The 20,383-nt window shown below is 64.4% G+C and carries 20 protein-coding genes and 2 pseudogenes; 14 read left to right on the top strand and 8 right to left on the bottom strand.

The genetic code is table 11. From position 1 onward, the window contains the following. Window positions 1-81: 81 nt before the first annotated feature. Window positions 82-1,422: a metallophosphoesterase gene (locus GS429_RS19130; RefSeq protein ID WP_160067159.1), complete on the bottom strand. Its 1,341-nt coding sequence runs from the start codon at window positions 1,420-1,422 to the stop codon at window positions 82-84. A 154-nt stretch (window positions 1,423-1,576) separates the two neighbouring features. On the opposite strand from GS429_RS19130, the gene GS429_RS19135 reads away from it, so the two are divergent. Beyond that, window positions 1,577-2,533 (top strand): TIGR03557 family F420-dependent LLM class oxidoreductase, encoded by a 957-nt coding sequence (locus GS429_RS19135; RefSeq protein ID WP_160067161.1) that lies wholly within the window; start codon window positions 1,577-1,579, stop codon window positions 2,531-2,533. A 27-nt stretch (window positions 2,534-2,560) separates the two neighbouring features. Here the strand turns inward: GS429_RS19135 and GS429_RS19140 are convergent, their stop codons facing one another. Then, window positions 2,561-2,884, bottom strand: a complete 324-nt coding sequence (locus GS429_RS19140; protein ID WP_160067163.1) for a HalOD1 output domain-containing protein — start codon at window positions 2,882-2,884, stop codon at window positions 2,561-2,563. Between the two features lie 571 nt (window positions 2,885-3,455). On the opposite strand from GS429_RS19140, the gene GS429_RS19145 reads away from it, so the two are divergent. Together GS429_RS19145 and GS429_RS19150 are read left to right on the top strand one after the other, a co-directional pair. Continuing rightward, window positions 3,456-4,043, top strand: coding sequence for a GrpB family protein (locus GS429_RS19145; protein WP_160067165.1), 588 nt, complete (start codon window positions 3,456-3,458; stop codon window positions 4,041-4,043). Window positions 4,044-4,079: 36 nt separating this feature from the next. Next, window positions 4,080-5,084: pseudogene (locus GS429_RS19150) on the top strand (formate/nitrite transporter family protein); the annotation flags it as partial. 42 nt (window positions 5,085-5,126) lie between these two features. Here GS429_RS19150 and GS429_RS19155 read toward each other — a convergent pair. After that, window positions 5,127-5,537 carry a universal stress protein gene (locus tag GS429_RS19155; protein ID WP_160067167.1) on the bottom strand — a complete coding sequence of 137 codons (411 nt, stop codon included), beginning with the start codon at window positions 5,535-5,537 and terminating at the stop codon, window positions 5,127-5,129. Window positions 5,538-5,755: 218 nt separating this feature from the next. Between GS429_RS19155 and GS429_RS19160 the strand changes: the two genes are divergently transcribed. Beyond that, window positions 5,756-6,763 (top strand): aldo/keto reductase, encoded by a 1,008-nt coding sequence (locus GS429_RS19160; RefSeq protein ID WP_160067169.1) that lies wholly within the window; start codon window positions 5,756-5,758, stop codon window positions 6,761-6,763. Window positions 6,764-6,895: 132 nt separating this feature from the next. Here the strand turns inward: GS429_RS19160 and GS429_RS19165 are convergent, their stop codons facing one another. Together GS429_RS19165 and GS429_RS19170 are read right to left on the bottom strand one after the other, a co-directional pair. Next, on the bottom strand, window positions 6,896-7,537 hold the full coding sequence (locus GS429_RS19165; protein WP_160067171.1) for a DsbA family protein: 642 nt from the start codon (window positions 7,535-7,537) through the stop codon (window positions 6,896-6,898). A gap of 66 nt (window positions 7,538-7,603) precedes the next feature. Then, window positions 7,604-9,070 (bottom strand): heme o synthase, encoded by a 1,467-nt coding sequence (locus GS429_RS19170; RefSeq protein ID WP_328821491.1) that lies wholly within the window; start codon window positions 9,068-9,070, stop codon window positions 7,604-7,606. 61 nt (window positions 9,071-9,131) lie between these two features. Here GS429_RS19170 and GS429_RS22300 point away from each other — a divergent pair, with 61 nt between their 5' ends. After that, window positions 9,132-9,509, top strand: coding sequence for a DUF7410 domain-containing protein (locus GS429_RS22300; RefSeq protein ID WP_235920859.1), 378 nt, complete (start codon window positions 9,132-9,134; stop codon window positions 9,507-9,509). A gap of 25 nt (window positions 9,510-9,534) precedes the next feature. Here the strand turns inward: GS429_RS22300 and GS429_RS19180 are convergent, their stop codons facing one another. After that, a complete protein-coding gene (locus tag GS429_RS19180) occupies window positions 9,535-9,843 on the bottom strand; it encodes a DUF7111 family protein (RefSeq protein ID WP_160067173.1) in 309 nt (102 codons plus the stop codon). Between the two features lie 251 nt (window positions 9,844-10,094). Here GS429_RS19180 and GS429_RS19185 point away from each other — a divergent pair, with 251 nt between their 5' ends. Further along, window positions 10,095-11,015, top strand: coding sequence for a DUF3267 domain-containing protein (locus GS429_RS19185; protein WP_328821492.1), 921 nt, complete (start codon window positions 10,095-10,097; stop codon window positions 11,013-11,015). A gap of 68 nt (window positions 11,016-11,083) precedes the next feature. After that, a complete protein-coding gene (locus GS429_RS19190; protein ID WP_160067175.1) occupies window positions 11,084-11,383 on the top strand; it encodes a helix-turn-helix transcriptional regulator in 300 nt (99 codons plus the stop codon). A 63-nt stretch (window positions 11,384-11,446) separates the two neighbouring features. On the opposite strand, the gene GS429_RS19195 is transcribed toward GS429_RS19190, so the two are convergent. Next, complete coding sequence (locus GS429_RS19195) at window positions 11,447-12,595, bottom strand: acyl-CoA dehydrogenase (RefSeq protein ID WP_160067177.1); 1,149 nt, start codon at window positions 12,593-12,595, stop codon at window positions 11,447-11,449. A gap of 82 nt (window positions 12,596-12,677) precedes the next feature. Next, window positions 12,678-13,321, bottom strand: a pseudogene (locus GS429_RS19200) (SDR family oxidoreductase). A gap of 260 nt (window positions 13,322-13,581) precedes the next feature. Between GS429_RS19200 and GS429_RS19205 the strand changes: the two are divergent. The 7 genes from GS429_RS19205 to GS429_RS19235 all read left to right on the top strand — a co-directional run bounded on the left by GS429_RS19205 (window position 13,582) and on the right by GS429_RS19235 (window position 20,321). Next, window positions 13,582-14,628, top strand: a complete 1,047-nt coding sequence (locus GS429_RS19205) for a phytoene/squalene synthase family protein (protein WP_160067179.1) — start codon at window positions 13,582-13,584, stop codon at window positions 14,626-14,628. 207 nt (window positions 14,629-14,835) lie between these two features. Further along, window positions 14,836-15,129 (top strand): hypothetical protein, encoded by a 294-nt coding sequence (locus GS429_RS19210; protein ID WP_160067181.1) that lies wholly within the window; start codon window positions 14,836-14,838, stop codon window positions 15,127-15,129. A gap of 61 nt (window positions 15,130-15,190) precedes the next feature. Further along, window positions 15,191-15,343 (top strand): AbrB/MazE/SpoVT family DNA-binding domain-containing protein, encoded by a 153-nt coding sequence (locus GS429_RS19215; protein WP_160067183.1) that lies wholly within the window; start codon window positions 15,191-15,193, stop codon window positions 15,341-15,343. 373 nt (window positions 15,344-15,716) lie between these two features. After that, window positions 15,717-16,310 (top strand): SRPBCC family protein, encoded by a 594-nt coding sequence (locus GS429_RS19220; protein WP_160067185.1) that lies wholly within the window; start codon window positions 15,717-15,719, stop codon window positions 16,308-16,310. Beyond that, on the top strand, window positions 16,307-17,194 hold the full coding sequence (locus tag GS429_RS19225) for an FAD binding domain-containing protein (protein ID WP_160067186.1): 888 nt from the start codon (window positions 16,307-16,309) through the stop codon (window positions 17,192-17,194). Before GS429_RS19220 ends, GS429_RS19225 begins: the two co-directional genes overlap by 4 nt. Further along, window positions 17,191-17,841, top strand: a complete 651-nt coding sequence (locus GS429_RS19230) for a (2Fe-2S)-binding protein (RefSeq protein WP_328821493.1) — start codon at window positions 17,191-17,193, stop codon at window positions 17,839-17,841. Before GS429_RS19225 ends, GS429_RS19230 begins: the two co-directional genes overlap by 4 nt. Further along, window positions 17,838-20,321, top strand: coding sequence for an aerobic carbon-monoxide dehydrogenase large subunit (locus GS429_RS19235; protein ID WP_160067188.1), 2,484 nt, complete (start codon window positions 17,838-17,840; stop codon window positions 20,319-20,321). The genes GS429_RS19230 and GS429_RS19235 overlap by 4 nt, the downstream gene beginning before the upstream one ends. Window positions 20,322-20,383 lie beyond the last annotated feature (62 nt).

The raw sequence follows: 20,383 nt of genomic DNA on the forward strand, positions 1-20,383 counted from the left end.
CCGCGCGTCGGGGGTAAGGGGTTCGATTCGCATCTCGAGCACGGATGGAGTGGTGGCTGACTCGAGTACACCCAATCCCGATCAGTCGGTTGACTCCGCGGTCGGAGCGGTCTTCGATCGTTCGACGACGTGCCGATCGGGGAGATCCGGTTCTGGTTCGCGGCCGACGGTAAAGAACCGCTCGGTGCGGGTGAGTTCTTCCGAAGCGGGGCTGGGCTTCGTGACCTGTTCGTACTCGATCGCGACGCCGTCCGCTTCAGGGGCGATCCGGACCGCCGCAAGCTGATACGACGGGTAAAACACCGGCGGAAGGATCCCGATGATGCCGTCGCGGCGGTGGAGACGCTTCAGCCACGTGCCGGTGTTGACAAGCACGCCGCCGTCGACCTCGTTCAGCAGCGGTCGGTGAGTATGGCCGAAGCAGAAGATCGTCGTCTCGGGCTCCTCGGCGAAGACCTCGCGAGCCGTCTCCTCGTAGGTGGCGGTCGGATCGACCGTGAGTTCGGTCTCGAAGACGCCGAACCGATCGACCGTCTTCCTGACGTCTCGACGGATGAAGTACAACGGGATCCCGATGAGCACCAACAGCCCTGCGATGCCGATGTTCAACGCGAGAAGGGACCAGGCGATGGTGCCGGCCGTCCCGAACTGACCGAGAAACTCGGTCGTCCACTCGACGGGTGTCGACCAGATCCCCGCCAGATGGAGTCCGGACAGGACCACGAGGAGGATGCTGATGTTGAACAGCAACAGAAACGGGACCAGCGAGTACCGAATCAGGGGGTTCATCTCCCGGTAGAAGTACTTCGAGAACAGCCAGATCGGCATCCGCTCGGTCGGCGTCACCGCCTGGACGTCCTTCAGCCAGTTGTACCGGCCCCGATCGGAAAGCTGGCCCGCACGGCTCGTAACGAGGGTGTTGTAGTAGTAGCCAAGCGGCGTTGCGTGGGGGTTCCCCCAGTCCTCGATCCGGTTGTTGTCGTCCTGCTGGTGGCCGTGTTCGAAGTGGATCGCCTGGTCGCCGACCGGCCGCGTGATAGCGTCGTCCTGCACAAGATCGACGTTGTACTCGGCAAAGCGCTCGACGTACTCGTCGTAGGCCGCGAGCTCGTGGTCGTGGTTGCCCGGCAGCATCGTGATCCGGACGTTCTCGCCGGTCGCCCGGAACTGCGCGAACAGCTCCGGATACGTCTCCTCGAGGACGTCGAACTTCTCGATCCCCTCGACCGTCGTGAACTCCCAGAGGCCGAACGCGTCGCCGTTGATCACCAGTTCGGCGTTTTCGTCGGTCTCCTCGAGTCGCTCGAGGAAGGCGAGCAGTTCGTCGAGGAACGGAACCTCCTCTAACTGCTCGTCACCGCCGATGTGGAGATCGCTGATGACGTAGTAGACCCGATCGTCGTCCTCGGATTCCCTAACCATTCGTTCCCAGCCTGTCGCTCGACTACGAAAGGTGTTGCCGTCTGCTTCGCGCCGAGAGTCTCGGCCCGATGGTGGCCGCCGGGTGTCGTCCGACCCGAAACCGCGCCCTCGCAGGCTCAACCATTACTGCTGCAGTGGTGGTAGCCGGTCGGGAATGACCCGGATCGGTTACACCCTCTCGAGCGAAGAGCACGGCCCGAACGAACTCGTCGATATCGCGGTTCGCGCCGAGGAAGCCGGCTTCGACTTCCTCTCGATATCGGATCACTTCCACCCGTGGGTTTCGGCGCAGGGCGAGTCGGCGTTCGTCTGGACGACGTTAGGCGGGATCGCAAGAGCGACGGACGACATCGAGGTCGGCGTCGGCGTCACCTGTCCGACGGTCAGAATCCATCCGGCCAACGTCGCCCACGCCGTCGCGACCGTCGACGAGATGTTCGGCGATCGCTTCACGTTCGGCGTCGGCACCGGCGAGAACCTGAACGAACACGTTACGGGCGAGCGCTGGCCCGAACACGACGTGCGCCTCGAGATGTTAGACGAAGCGATGGACGTCATGCGCGCGCTCTGGACCGGCGAGACGACGAGCCATCACGGCGAGCACTACACAGTCGAGAACGCGCGACTCTACACCTGTCCCGACGAGCAGCCGACGACGATCGGAAGCGCATTCGGCCCGCAGACGGCCGAGTGGGTTGCCGAAACGACCGACGGCCTCTGGTGTTCCGGGCCGAAGGCGGAGCCGGTCGAGGCCTACGAGGACGCCGGCGGCGAGGGGCCGAAATACACGCAACTGCACGGCTGCTACGCCGAAACCGAGGAGGAGGCCGTCGAGACCGTCTACGAGTACTGGCCGAACGGCTCCATGCCTGGCGAACTCGCACAGGTACTGCCGACGCCGGCCCACTTCGAGCAGGCCGCCCAGATGGTCGAGAAGGAGGATATCGCGGAGGCCGGGACGACGACCAGTCCGGACCCCCAAGACCACATCGACAGCATCGAGCAGGCGATCGACGCCGGCTACGATCACGTCTACTTCCACCAGATCGGGCCACAGCAGGATCCGGCCATCGAATTCTACGAGGAATCGGTATTGCCGTCGTTCCAGTGAGGCGCGTACCGGACTCGAGAAAGCCCCTCACGACCGGTATTGGACTTCAATACAGCCGTCGTCGTCGATCTCGACCGTATACGTGTTGTCGGCGTCGACCGCGAACGAGACGACCGTTTCACCGTTCCCGGTTCCGTCGGCGAGGAGCGCATCGATCGCGTCCGGATCGACGTGTTCGTGCAACACGAAGCCGAGTTCGGTCGGCGCGTCGATCGGATCGACGTCCGTGAGGGCACAGATCGCGTGGATCACGGCGATACTGGCGGGCGTCTCGCCGTCGTACTCGTATTCGAGCGTGTCCGGTTCGCCGTCCGACTCGAGGTCACGAGGCAACGCGTTTTTCGAACCCATCGTCGAATGGCAACTCCGTGTTCGGAAGGGCACACGGGATGCATTTGCAAGCGCGATCCCATAAGAGGCTGCAGAAGCCGTACAAAAGACTCCACCGGCCACTGTCGGAAACTGCTGGCGAAGTGCGATAGCTCGTCGCAAACGCTCCAGAGCAGGGTTTCGAACGGGGAGTGGGAGAAACCACTCGCGGGGTCGTCGCATACTATCGGTGCAACGTGACGGGGAGTCCATCGCACCCGAGAGCTCATTCGTAGCGGGTCCCCCGCGAGTGTATGTGGTGCTATCACAGACCAAGGGAAGAGCGTGCGGCCAAATAATATTGGACCGGAACGCCGATACTGTTCGGTGGCCGTACACCCCTTGCAGAGTGATACTGTCGGACAGAAGTCAATACGAAGCCGATCGTGTATTCGGGGTCGTCGCCGACGGTGACGACTCCAGCAGACCGATCGGCTTCACGTCGTTCTGTCCAACAGTATAATAGAGCGGGTCGAAACGAGTGTGCGACGGTAGGAAGGGTGATTGTAACCCCACAGACACATTCAAGTGGGAGAGACGTGTCCGCCAAACAATGGTCAGTACGAACGACGATCCGATCGAACTCGTTCCGGCCAGGACCGAAACATGGCGCGAACAGTTCACCGAGGAACGCGACCGCATCGACGAAACGCTCGCCGATGCGTCCCTCGAGTCGACCGTCGAACGAATCGAACACGTCGGCTCGACCGCGGTTCCCGACCTCGCGGCGAAGGACATCGTCGACCTCGATATCGTCGTCGCGGACGGCGCGGTTCGCGAAGTCTCGCGAACGCTCGAGACCGAACTCGGCGGCGACCGGATCGAGAATAGCGACGAGTGGCACCCCGTATTTCGCCGCGAAAACGGCCAACGGTTCAACGATCACGTCTTCGCGGCCTCGAGCGACGGCTGGAAAATCAGCGTCGTTACGCGCGAGATACTCGCGGCCGAACCGACGCTCCGTGCGGAGTACGAAGCGCTGAAACGGGAACTGGCGGCCGAACACGACGAACTCGTCGCGTACTCGAGGGGAAAGACCGCGTTCATCAAGCGCGCGCTCGACGTTGCACGAGCGAGCGACGGACTGTCGTTCGATTTCGAGGTTCCGATCAATAATCGTGATGACCTCTCCGACGAATGAGAGGTGTTTTCCCCGGTGGCCACCGAAGCCGACTAAGTGCCGGACTCCGATCGAGATCTTCGAGAGAGCGTCGAACAGTCACGGCACGGAGCCCCGGCGGTAGGCGCGGTCGTCCGTGATCGCTTCGAAAGCAACGAAGTGTTCCAGCGGATTATCGCCGCCGCCGACGAAGAAATCGATATCGGTCTCCGCGAACTGTTCTTTAGCAGTCTCGCGGGCGGGTTCGCGATCACGCTGACGTTCTTGATCTACGCGTCGATGACCGCATCGACCGACGGCCATCCGATCCTGAGCGGGATTCTCTACCCGATCGGCTTCGTCTACATTATTCTGGGCGGCTACCAACTGTACACCGAGAACACGCTCCCGCCGGTCGCGCTCGTCCTCGAGCGACTGGCGAGTCTTCCGGCGTTGCTTCGGATCTGGGTGGTCGTGTTGATCGGCAACTTCGCCGGCGGCGGTCTCGGCGCGCTCGTTCTGGCCTACACAGGGGTGTTCTCACCCGAGGCGGCAACCGCCGCCACCGGAATCGCGATGGCCGGAATGGAAACGCCGTTCTGGGATCTGTTCTTCAAAGCCGGCTTCGCCGGACTGATCGTCGCCGGAGTCGTCTGGCTCGATTACGCCGTTCGCGATACCATCACCCGATTCTTCCTCATTTATATGGCGTTCCTGATGATCCCCTACGCCAACCTCTACCACGTCGTCGTCTCCTTCACCGAAGTGATGTATCTCGTGTTCCTGGGATCGATCGGCATTATCCCCGGCCTCACCGGATTCATTCTCCCGGTGTTACTCGGGAATACGATCGGTGGCGTCCTTCTGGTTACCGTCGTCAACTACTTCCAGACGACCGAACGTCGTCTCGAGAGCGCCCGGAAAGACGGGGCAGAGCGCCAGTTGACGATCCGGGAGTGGCTCATCGGCGGCCCCGTCGGTCGAGCGTACGTGCCGGCGAGACCCGCTGTCGAAGCGACGCCGGCCGGCGAGCAACTGGACGTCGATCCGACCGACGAGGTGGAGCCGCCGATTGCCGAACCTGACGGCGCGGACGACGGCCTCGAGTATTCCGAAGACGAGTGATCACCGAACGACGGTAACCGGACAGTTCGCGCGGCGCATGATCGTCTCTGCGATGCTGCCGAGCAGCACCCGTTTCACGCCGTCTTTGCCCCGGCTTCCGACGACGATCTGGTCGATATCGTTCTCTTCTGCGTAGGAAACCATCGCTTTGGCGGGATGGCCGAACACCAATTCTGGTTCGATAGTGCGGTCGTGCTCCGCCGCGATCGTCATCGCCGTTTCGAGGATCGCTTCCGCACGGTCTTCCGCTTCGTCGGTCATCGACGCAGTAGCGCTAGTATCGAAGGAGATGTTCTGTACCTCCGGGACGTGAGCGGCGTAAATCGTGGCCTCAGGAAACTGCTCGAGGGCGTATTTCAGCGCGTCACGGGCCTCTTGGGAGTCGTCGACGGCGACAAGTACGCGATCCATGCGTTCTCGTTAGTGACGCCTCCGTAAAACCATGGAGCCTCGGCGGTAAGCGAGAGTTCGCGGTAGCGACGTCGCCGTCTGATTCGATTCTCATCGACCACCGTGGGTATTGAGCCCCAATACGACGGAATTACCCGCGCAACGACGAACGGGCTGGTCGTTCCGTCCCGGTCGCCGCTTCCCCATCCGTTTTGCCCCTCGGATGAGAATCGGCGTCCATGGAGTACACCACCCTCGGTAACACGGGGACGACCGTCTCGAAACTCTGCTTCGGCACGTGGCGCTTTGCCAAGGAAAGCGGCGGCACCGTCGAGACCGACCGGGAGGAGGCTCACGAACTGCTCGACGCCTGTTGGGATCACGGGGTCAACTTCATCGATACGGCGAACGTCTACGGCGACCCCAACGGCACCAGCGAGGCGTGGATCGGCGAATGGCTCGAGGAACGCGACGACGTCGACCGCGAGGACCTCGTTCTCGCCTCGAAGGTCTACTTCCCCTTCAACGGCCGTGGCGAGCCCGGACCGAACGACTCCGGGCTCGGTCGCAAACACATCCGGGCTCAGATCGAAGGGACCCTCGAACGGCTGGGAACGGACTACCTCGATCTGTACTACATCCACCGCTGGGACGAGAACACGCCGATCCGCGAGACCATGCAGACGCTGACCGAACTCGTCCGCGAGGGCAAGGTCCACTACCTCGGCGCCTCGAGCATGGCCGCCTGGCAGCTTACCAAGGCGCTGTGGACCAGCGACGTCGAAGGCCTCGAGCGCTTCGACGTGACCCAGCCGATGGTCAACGCGGCCCAGTACGACGAGGTCGGGGACTACCTCGACGTCTGTGCGGATCAGGATCTGGCCGTCTGTCCGTACTCGCCGCTCGGCGGCGGGTTGCTGACCGGCAAGTACGACCGGACCGAGGACGGCGGCGTCGAGGCTCCGGACGGCTCACGAGGCAGTCTCGACGAGATGTTCGACGAGTACTACGCGACCGAGCAGGCCTGGGACGTCCTCGAGGCCGTCGAGTCGGTCGCGAACGAGGTCGACGCCACCCCCGCACAGGTCTCCCTGCAGTGGCTGATCGAACAGGATCGGTTCACCTGCGTTCCGATCGTCGGTGCGCGGACGCCGGCCCAGCTCGAGGAGAACGTCGGCGCCGTCGAAATCGAACTCAGCGACGAACAGTTCGAGCGGATCGATTCGGCGCGAACCGACGCCGAGTAATCGGACGACTGCAACCGGAAACCAGAGGGGCGTCCTTTCAGCGAATTCAACCGGCTACCGTACCGCAGGATCGATCGCCTGTCCGTACCGAAGCGACCCCGTTCGCGGAAAGAGCGACGGTCGAGGGACGGCTCAGAGCGCGTCCTCGATCGCATCGACGACCGCATCGGGATCCGTCGGGTCCTCGACAGTGTTTCCGTCGACGATGACCGTCGGCGTCCTGTCGACCCCCTCATCATCTCCGCGATTCCGGTCGGCGACGAGCGTCGGATAGTAAGTCCCGTTCTCGAGTGCGTCGGAAACGGCGTCGGGATCGACGTCGACCGTCTCCGCGAGGGTCGCGAGTTCCTCGTCGCTCCAGTCGTCGTGGTTTATGACGGCCGTTTTGTACTCGAAGAACGCGCCGGTCGGCTCCTCGTCGGTTCGCGTCTCGTCTTGGACGGCCCGCGCGGCGTTTGCCATGGCAACCGACTCGTCTGCAGCCCCAACCGGGAAATCGTAGTGTCGGTACGTGATTTCGTCGGAGTCGATAACCTCTCGCTCGAGGACCGGAAACACGGTTGCCTGAAACTCGTGACAGGCCGGACAGCCGAGATCCTCGTAGACGTCAACGGTGATTGGGCCGGACCCAAGCGTCGGTACCGGGAGTTGGTCGCTATCGGGTTCGACGTCCTCGAGGTCGTCGGGGGTGCCCCCTTCGAGGAGCGACGTACAGCCGGCGAGGGAAAGCGTTGCCCCCGCTCCGACAAGCGACAGGAACGAACGACGGTTCATCATCTGTGACTACGGCTGGAACAGTGTTAGGCGCACGGTTTCCGGAACGGGGATCTCGAAAACCGGTCAGAGCACCGCTCCGGTGAGCACGAGCGCGTCCACCAGAATTGCGACGAGGACGGCCCCGAGGAAGGCGTTCGAGGCGTGGAACGCCCGGAATGCCGCGGCTTCGGTTTGCTCGAAGTGGAGTTTGATCGCCGCCCAGAGGAAGATCCCGCCGAATATCGCGACGGTCGCCGCGTAGAGCGCGCCCAGGTCGGTGATCCAGGCGAGTGCGACCGTGCTGATGAGCGTCGCCGCGATGTAGTAGAGGATGTGTTTCCGGGTTTCCGTCTCGCCGCGGACGACGGGCATCATCGGGAAGCCGCCGCGAGCGTAGTCGTCCTGATAGGCCAGTGCGAGGTTGTAGAAGTGAGCCGGCGTCCAGAGGAAGATCACGCCCGCCAGCGCGAGCGCCGGCCACCCGATCTCGTTCGTGACGGCGGCCCAACCGATGAGTGCGGGAAGGGCACCTGCAGCGCCGCCGATGACGGTGTTCTGGACGGTGTTGGGTTTGAGCAGCAGCGTGTAGACGACGCTGTAGAAGATGATCGCGGCGAGACCGAGCGCGGCCGCGAGCCGGTTGATCGTCAGGAACGCGCCCAAGGAGGCGAGTGTCAACAGGCCGCCGAACAGCAATGCGTTCCGGACGGGAACGAGGTCCGTCGCCAGCGGCCGATCCGCCGTGCGCGACATCTGCTGGTCGACGTCGCGCTCTAACACGTGGTTGAACGTCCCCGAAGCACCGATCGCGAGGACGCCGCCGCCGAGCGTGGCGACGATCGTCTCGCGGGTGAGGTCGGGGCCGGCAGCCAGCGCCATCCCCGCGGCGGCGACGAGACAGAGCAGCCACATCAGCCGGGGCTTCATCATCTTGAAATACGCGAAAGCGGTGAGCCGGGCTCGAGCGAGCCGGCCGGCGGGAAGGGATCGGGCCGTGCCTGTAGCGTCCGCCTCAGCACCAGTCTCAGCTACGGACACGGAATCGAGTGGTTCCGGCGTGTCGATCGTGTCGTTCTCGCGGCCGGTCGCGAGTTCGAGGTCCCAGGCGAGTGCGAGGACGATGGCCGTGAAAATCACGAGCCCGAGGCCGAGGTGGAGTCCGGGAGCGATCGCTGCGGGGCCGGAAACCGCCGTTACAGCGCCGACGCCGACCTGAACGACGTAGAGGACGGAGCCGACGAGGATCGCCGTGCGAACGCGACTCGAGACATCGCCGAGGACGGCGGTGACGGCCGTCGCGGCGACGAGGACGCCGACGAGGACGGCCGCGATGCGGTGACCCCAGGCGATTACGAGTTCCGTCTGACTCAGCGGATCGGCCGGCGCGTGGCAGGTCGGCCAGGTCGAACACGCTGAGGCCGCGTTCGTCAGCGAGGTCGTTGCGCCGACGATCAATAGGAGGTAGACGCCAAGCGCAGTCACTGCCAGGAGCGCGGAGAAGCGTTGTCGAGTGCCGATCGGACGGGGAAACGGCGAGGATTCGGTTGCCACGACTATTCTCGCCTAGACCGTTCGACTCCGCGTATTTATGATTCCCGCTTTTTGTCCCCCCGTGGGTTTCAATCGCTGCAACGAAGGGGCACATCCATGGGGCGCCGACGGCATCAGTTCGGTACCGGTGTCTCCGTCCAGCCACCCGGAGGAACGCGTCGGTGTCGGGGAACAACGTCGCGACGGCCCGGTCGCCGTTCGGGGCGGCGAGCCGGCTGCTCGCTGTCCCTACTGCGACCACCCGTTCCACGACGAGCGACTCGAGACGCTCCACCGCGGACTCGAGCACCCGACCCGAATCGCCGATCGCGAACGGGCCGCCTTCGAACGCGCCTACCTCGAGGAGGAGGCGGCGATTCGTCGGTTTCGGCTGCAGGCACTCGGCGCCGTGCTCCTCTGTTACTTCTCCGTGCTGTTTCTCTACGCGGTCGTTACGTGACGTAATTTCTGGAGCCGACTCGAACTCACATCCCCAGATCTTCGGCCGCCGCCGGCACCGGAAGATCGTGTTGGGAGACGCCCAACAGCTCCGCAGCGTGGTCGAGCGCCATATCGAACCCGTAGTAGCGCTCGAGTTCGTCGCCGTCGGCCGTCGGGCGCACCTTCAGCATGGCGTACCCCTCGCGGTTCTGGGCGATCGCCGCGGTCGTACCGGGTCGGGCCGTCGCGGCGTCGTCGGTCGCTCGAAACTCGAGGACCCGCTCCGTTTCGGTCTCATCGTAGCTGGCCCTAATGCCGTTTGCTTCGGCGGTTCGGTCGTAATCGTCGCTCATGACGGATACTCGCGGATCGAGCACCGGGAAGCTATCGGTTCGGAGCCGACTCGAGTCGTGCCGGTGAAAGCGGTGTCGGAATGCGGTTTCCGGAGGTCATTCCAGAGTCGCTGGGAGGCGTGCATTCGTGCTGATAGGGAGGACACCGCCGTGAGAGAGACTCGTCCCGGTTGGCTTCGACTCCCCGGCGGCGCGTCGCTACGGAGCGCTGAATCGGTACCGATTTTTTCGTCCCGTGTGAGCGTTCGGCCGTGAGTCGCCCGTCGCCTCGAGAGAGCCCCACCCCCCAGTTGGTCGCGACGGTCCGCCGCACGCGAGCGACGGCGCTCCGGTGGCTCGTCGTCGCAGTGGTAGGGTTCGTCGCCGCCGCGTACGCGTTCGGTCACGTCCTCGCGGTGCTCCTCGGTGGCACGCTCGAGCCGATTCTCGTGCCGGTGTTCGGACCGACCGACGCGCTGGTCTGGCTCGTCGTCGCAGCGGGACTCGTCGCGCTCGTCGTCGTCCCCCACGAGTTGCTACACGGCGTGGTCATGGCCCGCTACGGCGGCACGCCGAGCTACGGCGTCGGGGTCGCCTACTTCGTGCTGCCGTACGCGTACGCCGAGACCGAACGGGTGAGCTACACGCGAAATCAGTTGCTCGTCGCCCTGCTGGCCCCGTTCGTTACGATTACGACCGTCGGACTGGCGGCGATGATCGTCTACCCGTCGCCGCTGTTGATCGTGCCGCTTGCGGCCAACGCGGCGGGTTCGATCGGCGACCTCTGGATGGCCGGCGTCCTCCTCCAGTATCCGCGGGAGGGCCGGGTCGGTCCGCTGCCTGCGGACGACGCCCAGGGGTTCGGCATCTACGCCGACGGCTCGAGCGCCGGCGACGTGCGTCGACGGCCGGGAATGCGAGCCCTCTCGCGGTTCGTTTCGGGCGCCGTCGGTACGTTCGCGGTCCTGACGATCACGCTCGTCGGCGCGGTGTTCGCCTCGCTGGCCGTCGGTTCGGGAACCGTCGTGATCGGCGACCCCGACGGCTGGCTGCTCTTTCGCCACGAACTCGATCCCCACGGCGGCACGGTTTTCCTCGAGGTCGGCGCCTCGCTGCTGGCGGGCGTCGCGGTCGTCGGCGGGGTCGCGTGGGCCCTCCTCGCCGAAGGCGCTCGAGCGCTCGTTCGGCCCTGAGATCGACGGGAAGCCGGCGACGAACCCGAACCGAAACGCTCGAGCGGCCGTCGCGCCGAAACGCGTACATGTCCAAGTGGCTCAGAAGCGGCCGTCGCCGCGACATCTGTTTCCTGCTGGCCGCCGCTGACGACGGCGAACTGCGCGGCCAACAGCTGAAATCGCGCCTCGAGTCTCACTACGACGATCACCTCGAGCCGAAGTCGTTCTACGGCTCGCTGTCGGCGCTCGTCGACGCGGGGTTTGTCGAGAAACGGACTGCGGGGATCCACGACGCGTACGCGCTCACCGAGGGCGGCGAACGGCGGGTGCGAGAGCATTACGAGTGGGTACGGAAGTGTCTCGAGGACGACGGAGAAGAGGCGTGAACAGGTCGAACGTGATCGGTTTCGGGTTCCGATTCCGATTGCGGCTGGTGATGAAACCCCGACTCAGGCTTCGTCGAGCAGCTGATCGCCGATGGTGTTTCGCAGCACCTCGCTGGTCCCCTCGTAGATCTCGTTGAGTTTGGCGTCCCGGTAGAACCGTTCGGCCGGGAAGTCCTTGGTGTAGCCGTAGCCGCCGTGGATCTGGATTCCCTCGTTTGCGACCTCGCGGCTCACTTCGGAGGCGTAGAGTTTGGCCTGCGAGGCGTCCTTGATGTAGTTCTCGCCGCGGATCTTCTTGTCCGCGGCCTTGTGCATGAGCATCCGAGCGGCCTGGATCTTCATGTCCATATCCGCCAGCTTGTGTTTGATCGACTGGAACTCGCCGATCGGCTGGCCGAACTGCTCGCGCTCGTTGGCGTAGTCACGGGCCTCATCGAAGGCTGCGCGAGCGATCCCGACGCCGCGAGCCGCGATGGTGATGCGGCCGCCGTTGAGGGTCTTCAGCGCGTGGACGAAGCCCTCGCCCTCCTCTCCCAGCAGGCGGTCCTCAGGAATTCGCATGTCGTCGAAGCGGAGTTCGGCCGTCGGACAGCCCTTGTCACCGAGTTTCTCCTCCGTCCCTTCGACGATGAACCCGTCGTCCTCCTCCGGCCGGACGACAAACGAGGAGATGCCCTTGTTGCCCGCCTCGGGGTCGGTCTTGGCGAACAGGGTGACGGTCTCCGCTTCGGAGCCGTTCGAAATCCAGAGCTTGCCGCCGTTGACGACGTATTCGTCGCCGTCTTTCTCCGCGGTGGTCTCCATCGCCGGCACGTCGCTGCCCGCTCCGGCTTCCGAAAGCGCGAACGCGCCGACGTCGCGGCCTTCCGCCAGCGGCGTCAGGTACTCCTCCTTCTGGGACTCGTCGCCGAACTCGTAGAGCATGTTCCCCGCGAGCGACGTGTGGGCGGCGACGATCGTCCCCACCCCGCCCGATCCGCGGGAGATCTCCTCGAGGCCGATCGCGTAGGAGTGATAGTCGAGCCCGGCACCGCCGTACTCCTCGGGGAAGGGCATTCCCATCAGCCCGAGTTCGGCCATCTCGTCGATGAGGTCGTGGGGGAACTCGTCGTCGTGATCGATCTCGTCCGCGACGGGAACGATTTCCTCGTCGACGAACTCCGATACCATATCCCGGATCTGCTGTTGCTCGGCCGAGAGTGCAAAGTCCATGCTCGAGCTATCGAGCCGTCGCTTCTTTATTGTTATCTCTGGCCGGCGGCGTTTCGGCGACCGGCGTCGTCCGGGTCGGGTCTCAGTCCGATCCGATCGCCGCGAGCGCCGCTTCGATCGGTTCGTCGCCGCCGAGCAGCTCGAAGGTCTCCCCGACGAGGCTATCGCGCTCGAGCGTCGCGATGAGCGTCCGTGCGACGTCCTCGCGTGGAATATCGCCGTCGCCCAGTTCGAGCGAGTCGGCGACCCGGATCCGCCCGGTCCCGGATTCGGTCGTCAACTCGCCGGGGCGGACGATCGTGTGGGCCAGGTCGCTGTCCCGAAGGTACTCGTCGGCTTCGGCCTTGGCCCTCAGGTACTCCTCGAGCGCGTCGGGCCCCGATTCGGGATCGTCGGCCCCATCGAACTGAGCATCACGAATCGGTCGACGCCGCGATCTTCCGCGGCGTCGATCAGGTTGATCGCCCCGTCGCGATCGACGCCGTAGACGTTCTCACCGCCGGAGCCGGCGGCGAAAACGATCGAATCGCAGCCCTCGACTGCGTGATCGACGGCTTCGGTGAGGTCCGCGACGACCGTTTCGTCGGCACCCAGCGACTCCATGGCCCCGACCTGGGAGTCGTCGCGGACCATCGCTCTGGCTACGTGCTCGCCGTCGCCGAGTTGTTCAGTGAGATGCTGTCCGACCTGACCGTGAGCGCCGGCAACGAGGACCGTTCGGGTCACGGATGCCGTTCGTCCCCGCCCGCTATAGCCGTGGTGTCGGAGCACGCTGGGCGTCGATTGCAAATCGAATCGACCGGCGGGTTCGAGCGCTCTCCTTTCATCACCTCGCAGGACCTAATAATTTTCCGGACTGTCGCTGTGAATTACAGGGCGGTGACGGTCGATCCGAGTACGGAAGGTACTCGACAAGCGCTCTGTGCGGAACGACCCGCCGGGACCGCGGTGTTTTTCCGGGATGGGGACAAAGTGAAATCGAGTAGATGACCACGGGCCAGACCGAACCTTCAACCGACGCCGATCTCGAGTGGTGTTACGACGCCGTTCACGGCGTTTCGCGGACTTTTTCGATCACTATCGATCGGCTCGAGGAGCCGATGGCGAAACAGATCTGTATCGGCTACCTCCTCTGTCGAGTTGCTGACACGATAGAGGACGCGGGACACATTCCGCCGGAAACGCAGACAGAACTGCTAACGACGTACGACCGATTGCTCGATCCGGAAACCGACCAGACCGCCTCGGCGTTTATGGACGACGTCGAGCCCTGGATTCCCGACGACCGAACGGACGACTGGGACGTCGTCGCCGAGACCCCCCGCGTCGTGCGGACGTTCGAATCCCTGGACGAGGAACCGCGCGAAATCATGCGCGACCCCGTCCGCGAACTCGTCGACGGGATGGCGATGTTCACCGATCGGTACGCCGACGAGGGCGGCCTCCGCCTGCAGACCTTAGAGGAACTCGAGGAGTACTGCTGGTACGCCGCCGGCACCGTCGGAACGCTCATCACCGGGCTGGTCGCCCGTGGGGCGTCCCCGGAGCGAGCCGCGGAGATGCGGGAGAACGCCCGGTCGTTCGCCCTGCTCTTGCAGTTGGTCAACATCGCCAAAGACGTCGAGTCGGACTACCACGACGAGAACAACGTCTATCTGCCCGCCGAATGGCTCGACGAGGAGGACGTCGACGTCGAGCGGGTTACCGACGAGTCCAATCACCGGGGCGTCACGAACGTCATTAAACGGGTCACCGGGCGAGCGGAGACCTACCTCGACGACGCACACCGGTATCTCGAGGTCGTCCCCGAGACCCACGGCAACAAGCTCGCGGCGTGGGCGATTCCGTACCTGCTCGCGGTGGGAACGATGCGCGAACTCCGCGAGCGTCCGGAGGACGTCATCCGCGACGGCGACGTCAAGATTTCCAGAGCGGAGGTGTACGCGCTGCTCCAGACGTTCGAAGGGGAGATTTCCCGATCGGCGCTGTCCGAACTCCGTAAGGAGATGTCGGAAAAGCCCCTGCATCAGTAGCCGATTTACGCCACCGCCGGTCTCGCTCGCCGAGCCGCTCGAGTATCGGCCACCGGCCCAATCGTCTGGCCCGCCGACTGCTGGTTTCTATCCCGTTCTCCGTCCGTACGAGTATTCGTGGTCGCCCCACCGGATAGCTACAATCATATAATCCGAGTGGAGTGTGCCGTCAGAAACTATAACAGCATTCCGGTCGACTACCCCTTCATGTGTCGGGAAACGAAGCGCGAACCGGCGTGGGTGTCGGCGATCCGACTGGCATTTCTGCAGGGCCAGGTCGACGTCGACGGCGTGATGGAAGAAGCGAATCTGATCCCCGGTCGCGAAGGAACGGTTCGAGACGTGCTCTCGACGATGGCCGATCGGGACCTTCTCACGCCGGTCGCCGGAGTGGACGACCGGTACGTTCCGGGTCCCGTGCTCGTCGAATCCGACCGATACGACCTCGATTTCACCAAGGCCTCCGACGGCGGAGCCCATCGCTGGCAGTCGAGCGGGTGACCCGCCCCCGCTCCGGGGTATAGCGTAAGCTATGTATTGACTAGGGTACTACGGCCCGACGATGGGAACGCTCACGAATACGAAGGTTTCCGAAAAGAACCTGACGACGGTGCCGAAATCAGTTCGCAACTTCCTCGACGTCGGCGCCGGAGACCGAGTCGAGTGGCACGTCGAAGACGGACAGATCATCGTCAAAAAACTCGACGACGAGTAGGCCGTCTCGTTCTTTCGCCGCCGCGTTCGTAGGCGCGCTCGGTCTCGAGACGCTCCCGACCGTGTTTCCGTGCTATCCGCTCGAGCGAAGTCCGTAACCGCGATCGATAACCGTGTGACGATGACCGTGTGAGTTCGATCATCGACTCGAGTTTCCCAGGTTCACGCCGTCGCGTGGCTTCTCGTTCGGTAGTCGCCCGAGCGGACGCTGGAATCTATCATTAAAAAGCACTAACGTTTATTTGTGTGGCACAGTATAACACATGGTGTGGTAAATAGTATGCACATAGTGCAGGGTTATAAAAGATGACGGCGAGCGTTACCGGCCTACGACGAACACGACGGCCACGGCGAACGCGGATCGGGTGGTCGTAATGGAGTTCGACGGCGAATTCGAACTCGAGGACGTCCCACCGGAACAGGCGTGGATCGTCCTCTCCGATCCGGTCGCGGTCAGGAACTCGCTGAAGGGCTGTCGGTACATCACGCCGATGGACGACGACTTCAGCTACGACGAGTACGAACCCGACGAGAACCTCGAGACGCTGCCCGAAGCCGATCCGGAGGCCGTCGCCGAGCGCGCGTTCAAAGAGGGACAGCAGTACGCCGCGTTGATGCAGGTCGGCGTCGGCAGCGTTAAACCTCGATTCGAGACGACGGTGACGATCGAAGAGCGCGACGAGGAGCAGTTCATCATGACCGCCACCGGAAGCGGGACGGCGAGCGGGAGCAGCTTCAGCATGGAGTCGGGGATGCAGATTCATCCGCTGGAAGGAAGCGAGGGCTCGCGGATCGAGTGGTGGACCGAAGCGGACATCTCGGGACGGATCGCCCAGCTCGGGTCGCGGGTCATCGAGCCCGTCGCGAACAAGATCGTGAGCAACTTCTTCGGTGATATCGAGCGCCAGATGAGCGACGTCGAAGAGACGGATTCGGGGATCACAGACCGGATCCGCGGGATGCTATGAAAGCGGCACAGTTCGAACAGCACGAACCCGAAACCGTCGAAGAGGCGGTGAGCCTCCTCGAGAGCTTGGACGACCGGGCGATCCTGGCCGGCGGCCAGAGTATGGTGCCGATGCTTCGGTTCCGACTTGCGGTTCCGGAGACCGTTATCGACATCAATCAGATCGACGCACTCGACTATCTCGAGGAGGACAACGACTGGCTCAGGATCGGCGCACTCGCGCGTCACGCGGACGTCGAGCACGCCGACGTGATCCAGGAGAAGTACGGCAGCTTCGCCGACGCGGCCCCGCTCGTCGCGGACCCGCAGATCCGCAATCGCGGCACCGTCGCCGGCGCGGTCGCGCAGGCGGACCCGAAGGGCGACTGGGGGAGCGTGCTGCTCGCCCACGAGGGCGAGGTCGTCGCGCACGGACCGGACGGCGAGCGGACCATTCCGGCGGACGAGTTCTTCCTGTTGCCCTACGATACGACCCTCGACGAGAACGAACTCCTCACCGAGCTTCGCGTGCCGACGCCGGCGGCCCACGAGGGGAGCGCCTACCACAAACTCAAGCGCAAGGTCGGCGACTACGCGATGGCCGGCTCCGCGGCGCGGCTCGTCCTCGACGACGACGGACGGATCGAACGCGCGGGGATCGGGCTCACCGCCGTCGACATCACGAACGTCCGAGCGACGGACGCCGAGGACCACCTCGAGGGCGAGCGGCCGGGAAGCGACCTGTTCAAACGCGCCGGCGAACTGGCGGCCGAACAGTCCAATCCCGAGTCCGACGAACACGGCGATGCGGGCTACAAGGAACGAATGGTAAACGTCCTGACCCAGCGCGCACTCGGCGACGCCGCCGAACGCGCCGGACTGGTCAAACGGAGGGTAACACAGTGACAGACACACGAGAGATCACGCTGACGGTCAACGGAACCGAACACACGATCGAGGTCGAGCCTCGGCAGCTGCTCGTCCACGCGATCAGGGAGGAACTGGACCTGACCGGAACCCACATCGGCTGTGACACCGGCAACTGCGGGGCGTGTACCGTCCTGAGGGACGGGGAGCCGATCAAGTCCTGTCTGATGTTCGCGACCCAGGCCGACGGGAGCGACCTCATGACCGTCGAGGGGATGGAAGACCTCCCCGAAGCCGGCGGCGAGTTACATCCGTTACAGGAGGGGTTCCGCGAGGAACACGGCCTGCAGTGTGGCTACTGCACGCCGGGAATGATCATGGCCGGGAAGGCGTTGCTCGACGAGAATCCGAACCCGAGCGAAGCCGACATTCGGGAAGCGATCAGCGGCAATCTCTGTCGGTGTACCGGCTACCAGAACATCGTTCGGTCGATCGAGTACGCCGCCGAGGAACTCGAGCACGGAGAGATCGCGGCCGCGGACGGCGGAGTCGCGATCGACGCCGACGCCAACGCTGACGGCGAGTTCGACTGCGGCGTCGAGAACTGCTGTGGCGGGCCGGCGGCGGAGGGGGACGGCGACGGCGACCGTGGCTCCGATCCCGCCTCGAGAGGTGAACGCCGATGAGCAGCGACTCCGAACGGTTCGCGGAAGCGGAGGACGGCGGTCCCCAACCCGAGAAACACTGCGGCCACGGCCGCGGCGGAATGGGTGAAGAAGTCAAACGCAAGGAGGACCAGCGGTTCATCACCGGCCGCGGCAACTACGTCGACGACATCAAGAAGTCGGGGATGCTCCACTGCGAACTCGTCCGCAGTCCGCACGCCCACGCTCGGATCGAGGACATCGACAAGTCCCGCGCGCTGGAGGTCGACGGCGTCGTCGCCGTGCTCACCGCGGACGACCTCCTCGAGTACGATCTCGCGACGATGCCGACGCTGATGGACGACACCCAGGACGTCCTGGTCAACGACAAGGTCAAGTTCCAGTCCCAGGAGGTCGCCGCGGTCATCGCGACCGATCGGTACACGGCGAAAGACGGCGCGCAGAAGGTCGACGTCGACTACGACGTGCTGGATCCGGTCGTCGACGCCGCGGACGCGCTCGAGGACGACGCGCCGCTGATCAGGGACGATATCGAGGGCCAGGAGGACAACCACTGTCTGGACTGGGAGACCGGCGACGAGGAAGCGACCGCCGAGGTGTTCGACGAGGCACCGGTCACCGTCACGGAGCAGATGCTCTACCAGCGACTCCACCCCGCGCCGATCGAGACCTGCGGTGCCGTCGGCGACTACGACCCCGGGAAGGACAAGCTGACGGTCCACATGACCTCGCAGGCGCCGCACATCCACCGCACGCTATTCGCGCAGGTCTCGGGGATTCCGGAACACAAGATCCGGATCGTTAGCCCGGACGTGGGCGGCGGGTTCGGCAACAAGGTGCCGATCTATCCCGGCTACGTCGTCGCCGCGGCGGCGTCGTACGTCCTCGAGCAGCCGGTGAAGTGGGTCGAGGAGCGCTCGGAAAACATCCAGTCGACCGGCTTCGCCCGCGACTACGATATGCAGGGCGAACTCGCCGCGACCGAAGACGGCGAGATTCTGGCGGTTCGAACCGACGTGCTCGCGGACCACGGCGCGTACAACGCCGTCGCCCAGCCGTCGAAGTTCCCCGCCGGGTTCTTCAACATCTTCACCGGATCCTACGACATCGACACGGCCTACGGCACGCTGACGGCCGCCTACACCAACACCGCACCCGGCGGCGTGGCCTATCGCTGCTCGTTCCGCGTGACGGAGGCTGTCTACCTCATCGAACGGATGGTGAAGGTGCTGGCCGACGAGCTCGGAATGGATCCCGCCGAAATCCGGCGGAAGAACTTCATCCAGCCCGAGCAGTTCCCCTACGAGAGTCCGACGGGGTGGAACTACGACTCCGGCGACTACGAGAAGGCGCTCGACAAGGCCCTCGAGATGGCCGACTACGACCACTACCGCGAGGAACAGCAGCGCCGGATCGAAACCGACGCCGACAAACTGCTCGGCATCGGCATCTCGTCGTTCACCGAAGTCGTCGGCGCAGGACCCGGGAAGAGCTGTGACATCGCCGGCGTCGAGATGTTCGACTCCGCGGAGATTCGGGTCCACCCGACGGGGAACGCGACGGTCCGCGTCGGCGTCCAGACGCAGGGCCAGGGCCACGAGACCACCTTCGCTCAGATCGTCGCCGAGGAACTCGGCATGGACGTCGACGACATCACGGTCGAACACGGCGACACCGATACGGACCCCTACGGCCTGGGAACGTACGGCTCGCGGAGCACGCCCGTCGCTGGGGCGGCCGCGGCCGTCGCCTCGCGGAAGGTCCGCGAGAAGGCCAAAGCCATCGCAGCCAACGAACTCGAGGCCGCCGAGGAGGACATCACGTGGGACCGCGAGAGCGGCGAGTTCCACGTCGCCGGCGCGCCGGATCGCTCGATATCGATCACCGAGATCGCGGCCGGGGCGTACATGAACAAGCCGGCCGGCGAGGATCCGGGACTCGAGGCGGTCAACTACTACGATCCGCCGGAGATGACCTACCCCTTCGGTTCCTACATCGTGGTCGTGGAAGTCGACCGCGAGACGGGCGAGGTTGAGTTCGAGAAGTTCGTCGCCGTCGACGACTGCGGCAACCGGATCAACCCGATGATCATCGAGGGCCAGATTCACGGCGGGCTGGCCCAGGGGATCGGGACGGCGATGATGGAACACGTCACCTTCGACGACAACGGCAACGTCACCGGCGGCGACTTCATGAACTACCTGCTGCCGACGTCGATGGAGATTCCGAACTTCGAAACCGGCCACACCGTGACGCCGTCGCCCCACCATCCGATCGGTGCGAAGGGCGTCGGCGAGTCGCCGACGGTGGGCTCGCCGCCGGCGATCGTCAACGCGGTCGTCGACGCCATGGCCCACGGCGGGATCAGCCACATCGAGATGCCGATGACGCCCGACGTCGTCTGGGAGAAACTCGACGAGGCGGGACTCGCCGCGGATCCCGCCGACGCGATCGCACTCGAGTTCGACGGCCAGTGGAGCGACGAAGCGGCGGACGACTGACCGATGCTCGGCCGCGAGACTGAGACGGGGGTCTCCGCCCGCAGATCACCGGCGGACCTGAC

The organism is Natronorubrum halalkaliphilum, from assembly GCF_009834785.1.
Taxonomy (GTDB): Archaea; Halobacteriota; Halobacteria; order Halobacteriales; family Natrialbaceae; genus Natronorubrum; species Natronorubrum halalkaliphilum.